This is a genomic window from Bartonella sp. CB10SXKL, from assembly GCF_042195515.1.
In the GTDB taxonomy this organism is placed as follows: domain Bacteria; phylum Pseudomonadota; class Alphaproteobacteria; order Rhizobiales; family Rhizobiaceae; genus Bartonella.
Genome location: NZ_JBHION010000036.1, coordinates 1 through 3,986 on the forward strand (window position 1 = coordinate 1; position 3,986 = coordinate 3,986).

General features: G+C 40.9%; 4 protein-coding genes and 1 pseudogene. 2 read left to right on the forward strand and 3 right to left on the reverse strand.

Annotation, left to right across the window (positions count from 1 at the left end; genetic code table 11):
- Positions 1 to 1,098: tyrosine-type recombinase/integrase (locus tag ACFIK3_RS08995; RefSeq protein ID WP_375676585.1), on the forward strand; the 1,098-nt coding region annotated here is incomplete at its 5' end.
- Positions 1,099 to 1,305: 207 nt separating this feature from the next.
- A complete protein-coding gene (locus tag ACFIK3_RS09000) occupies positions 1,306 to 1,506 on the forward strand; it encodes an AlpA family transcriptional regulator (protein ID WP_011180791.1) in 201 nt (66 codons plus the stop codon).
- A gap of 52 nt (positions 1,507 to 1,558) precedes the next feature.
- On the opposite strand, the gene ACFIK3_RS09005 is transcribed toward ACFIK3_RS09000, so the two are convergent.
- From ACFIK3_RS09005 to ACFIK3_RS09015, 3 genes and pseudogenes are all read right to left on the reverse strand, one after another.
- Positions 1,559 to 1,918, reverse strand: coding sequence for a hypothetical protein (locus ACFIK3_RS09005; RefSeq protein ID WP_375632751.1), 360 nt, complete (start codon positions 1,916 to 1,918; stop codon positions 1,559 to 1,561).
- A gap of 170 nt (positions 1,919 to 2,088) precedes the next feature.
- Positions 2,089 to 2,496, reverse strand: a complete 408-nt coding sequence (locus ACFIK3_RS09010; RefSeq protein ID WP_041581383.1) for a hypothetical protein — start codon at positions 2,494 to 2,496, stop codon at positions 2,089 to 2,091.
- Positions 2,493 to 3,986 (reverse strand): annotated as a pseudogene (locus ACFIK3_RS09015) (filamentous hemagglutinin); the annotation flags it as partial. The gene ACFIK3_RS09010 and the pseudogene ACFIK3_RS09015, both read right to left, overlap by 4 nt.

The window sequence follows — 3,986 nt, forward strand, 5'->3', positions numbered from 1 at the left end:
GCCGGCTTGCTTCTCCATAAGCGTAAAGATGGTGGTGCTCAATGGCTTTATCGTTATACCATTCATGGTCGGCGCCGTGAAATGGGCTTGGGTGCTTTAAGAGATGTTTCTTTAAAACAAGCCCGTGAATTGGCAACAGGATGGCGGGCTGTTTTACGTGAAGGGCGTGACCCTATTAAAGAACGTGAAAAACAAAAGCGTGAGGCAATAAGCAATCTCCATTACTTAAAAGATATTGCACTAGATACTTTTGAAACTCGTAAAGCTGAATTAAAAGGTGATGGTAAAAATGGTAAATGGTTTACACCTTTACGCCTTCATATTCTCCCTAAATTAGGCTGTTTACCCGTTTCAGAGATTACGCAAACAGAGATACGCAATACCCTTTCTCCCATTTGGCATACAAAGGCTGTAATTGCTCGAACAGCATTGATACGTCTTAATCTTTGTCTCAAACATGCGGCTGCATTAGGTGTAGATGTTGATTTACAAGCTGTAGAAAAAGCAAAAGCTCTCTTAGGAAAACAACGCCATAAGGTCACTAATAGACCAGCCATGGATTGGAGAGAGGTTCCGGCTTTTTATAAAACACTCTGTGAAGCATCAACCATAACACAACTGGCTTTGCGTTTGCTTATTCTGACAGGTGTTCGTACCAATCCTTTACGTCATATTCATAAAGATCAAATTGATGGGGATATATGGACCATACCTGCTGAGAATATGAAAGGAAAGCGTGATACAACAAAAGAATTTCGCGTCCCCTTATCATCTGAAGCATTAGACATTTTAAAACAAGCACGATTGCTTTCTCGTAATGATTTCTTTTTTTCTGCTAAAGGTCGCGGTCCCCTCGCTGAGAAGTGTATGGCTCAATATATGAGAGACAATAAACTTGAAGCCTGCCCGCATGGTTTTCGCTCTAGTTTACGCGATTGGCTTGCTGAAACAACCGATGCCCCCTATGAGGTCGCTGAAACTATTCTAAGTCATACAGTCGGAGGACAAGTAGAGCGCTCCTATCGTCGTACTGACTATCTAGAACAGCGCCGTGTCTATATGGATAAATGGGCGACTTATGTCACGGGTCAAACCTAAAATATGGGGTGAATAACCCCATTATCTGTGGATAACTTTAGCTCTCTTGTCTCTCATTCTTTCTCAATAAGATTCATCACGTATCACATCAGAAATTGTATAATAAAATATTGTTTTCTATAAATAAAACATCTTTCCAAATGAACCAAAATGTGGTTAATAAATAGTTATGATTTGTTACCATTTTTTGATAGAAAGGATTTTAGTATGACAGAAAATGATATTCTTTTGACAGACCGTGAAAGTGCAAAATTGCTTCATATGAGTGTCTCAACATTCCGCCGTCATGTTACCAATGGCTCTCTCCCAAAACCTTTAAAATTTGGTTTTTTGTCCCGTTGGTTACAATCGGATCTTATCAATGTCATCGAGCAAGCAAAACAGCAACGTCAAAGTGACGCGGCATAAAAAAAACCTTGTCACGTAAGGATGGACAAGGCTTTCTCTGCTGAAGCAAGACTTAAGGTTTGCATTCAAGTTGTTCTGAATGTTTTTTACAATAAGGGCTATTTAAGCGTCTCTCAACACTTCGCTGAGGCATGACAGCACCAGGACGACATATGGGAAGGTTGTCCGATTTATGGTTCTCACACCAATCTTGTATTGTAAAGCTAGGGCGAAAACCTGATTGCGCCATACACATTTCAATACTGGCAAATTGATTCAAATCTAGCGCCACAACCTTATTAAGGTCCGGTACTCCACATTCTAAAAGTATTTTATTTCTCCATAATGCTGGAGAAAGTGAGGGAATTGAGTTAACACATCCAGCTGTATTTAACAGAGCTATACAACTCAACAGTTTTAAGATTTTCTTCATTATTCCCCTCTTTCAATGGATTTATTTACAATAAAACAGAGCTCATAAGTCTGTTGATATTTTCTGTCACCGCTGCTTAAAACAACGGTGAACAATATTGAGATGATTAGTTGAGAAAACAATCCCACCATTCCAAGCGAAGGCAAGGATGGCGGATTGTTGATCATCACTTAAGGCTTGCATTCAGGTTGTACTGGACTTCTTTTACAAAACGGGCTGTTTAAGCGCTTTTCGACACTTCTCTTCGGAATGACAGCACCAGGCTGACAAATGGGAAGGTTTTCTTCTCTAAATGTATAACACCAGTTTCCTCTCCCTTTATAATGGAATCCTGATTGAACCATGCAAGCATAAATTGTTGCATCCTCATTAATACTAAGCTTTCTGTTTTCTGAATCAATATCAAAAATGCTTGGCATTCCGCATTCTAACAAGGCTTTTCCTACTTCAGTAGAATCTGCACCTACCTTCTCCCACATACTCACATACTCTGGAGGAGGCTTATCAATGTTTTCAATGTCACATCCAGCTACACTTAATAGGACTATACCACTCAATAATTTCAAAATTTGTCTCATTTTTTCTTCCATAAATGCTCTAAAATTGAATAAGTTGAATTAATTTGTTTAGTAGGCGGTATTCCATAATTAGTTATACACGCTTTACTTGCATCACCATAACAATTATGGGGACTAGGATCATACCCGCCTAACGCCCTCCCTCCCTCTATCAATGGAGAGGTTGCTGTAGTCAATAAACTGGTTCCTACAAACAGCGTCATATATAAAGGATTTTTTATACCTTTCTCCAAAAGTGAAACATCTAGATTTAAAGGTACTTTATAAAAAGTAGGTGCATTGTAACCAAACAACGTGCTAATGGGGTCAGATGCATGGCTTTGTAAGTAAACATGATCATTTTTGCCATCGCTTACGACATATAATGCATTCGCTATAGATCGAGCATGATCCGCTGGTCCAAAAAGATAGATATCTGTTTTTTCTGCTATACCGTGAATGCCGCGCTTTTCAAAGTCACGCAGTCCATTGCCTACTGTTAAGCTACCACGACTATGCGCACTAACAATAGCCTTGTCATTACCATAACGAGAGGTAAAATCTTGGAATTTCTTGGCCGAATTACTCCATCCCCCAAAATACTCATAAATTGCTACCCCATACTCTACGAGCCTGTCTTTAGCTTGTGGGTGGTATGTAAAATAAAGGGGTTCATGCGCATTATCAGCTAATTGGACAGCACGATAGGCAGCCTCATCTGGTGTGTTAAAAATACCATTATAGAACATACGCCTGTTGCCATCAGAACCAGCTTGTAAATGCTTTTCTTCCTCTGGTTTTAAATAGCGATACAGAATTATTGGTTTTCCATCACTGCCTTTTATATACTCTCCATTTTCATCGGTTAAATAGAGGACATTGCCATTTTCATCATGCGCAACCTCACCTACTGGGTGCTCTTTGACATTTGCGACTTCGCGTATTTTGTCCCAGTATCCCAATCCTTCATCCGATAAATCATTGATCATATCTACGCGATTATGCACTGCTCCCTCAAGCGGTGCGACATCTAGCTGTCCTACTGCCTGGTGTGCTGCTGCGGTGTTGCGGTTGAGTGCATCAATGATTTGTCCAGCATCTTGCCCCATCGCCCTCTGTCCAGTTGTATCAGTAAGGATGATAGTCCCATCACTGATAGCAGATTTGGTTTCCCCTTCTGCTCCATCCTTGGCTTTGCCGTGATTTAAAACATTCTTGGCAATGTTCTTTATCGTGTCATTCCCAGAAATGCTAAACCCATGGCTGCTGGCTTTAGCATGGGCACCGTTGCTGATATCACTGGTGGTAATGCTTCCAGTGGTCAGGCTGTTTTTATCTGCCGGCGCGGTGCTGGCAATGATGCCTCCGGTCAGCGTTGTTTTGTCTTTAACTATGATATTAAAGCCGCCATCACCCGCTTTGATGCCTGATTGTTCCACAACACTATGATAATCGCTGGAGGATTTATCCTTTTGGAAAGAGGCGCTCATGGAGCCCCCACCACCCGTTTG

Excerpts from the sequence above, each read along its gene's own strand:
- ACFIK3_RS09000 (WP_011180791.1), top strand. The coding sequence starts at position 1,306 with ATGACAGAAAATGATATTCTTTTGACAGACCGTGAAAGTGCAAAATTG.
- ACFIK3_RS09005 (WP_375632751.1), bottom strand. The coding sequence starts at position 1,918 with ATGAAGAAAATCTTAAAACTGTTGAGTTGTATAGCTCTGTTAAATACA.
- ACFIK3_RS09010 (WP_041581383.1), bottom strand. The coding sequence starts at position 2,496 with ATGAGACAAATTTTGAAATTATTGAGTGGTATAGTCCTATTAAGTGTA.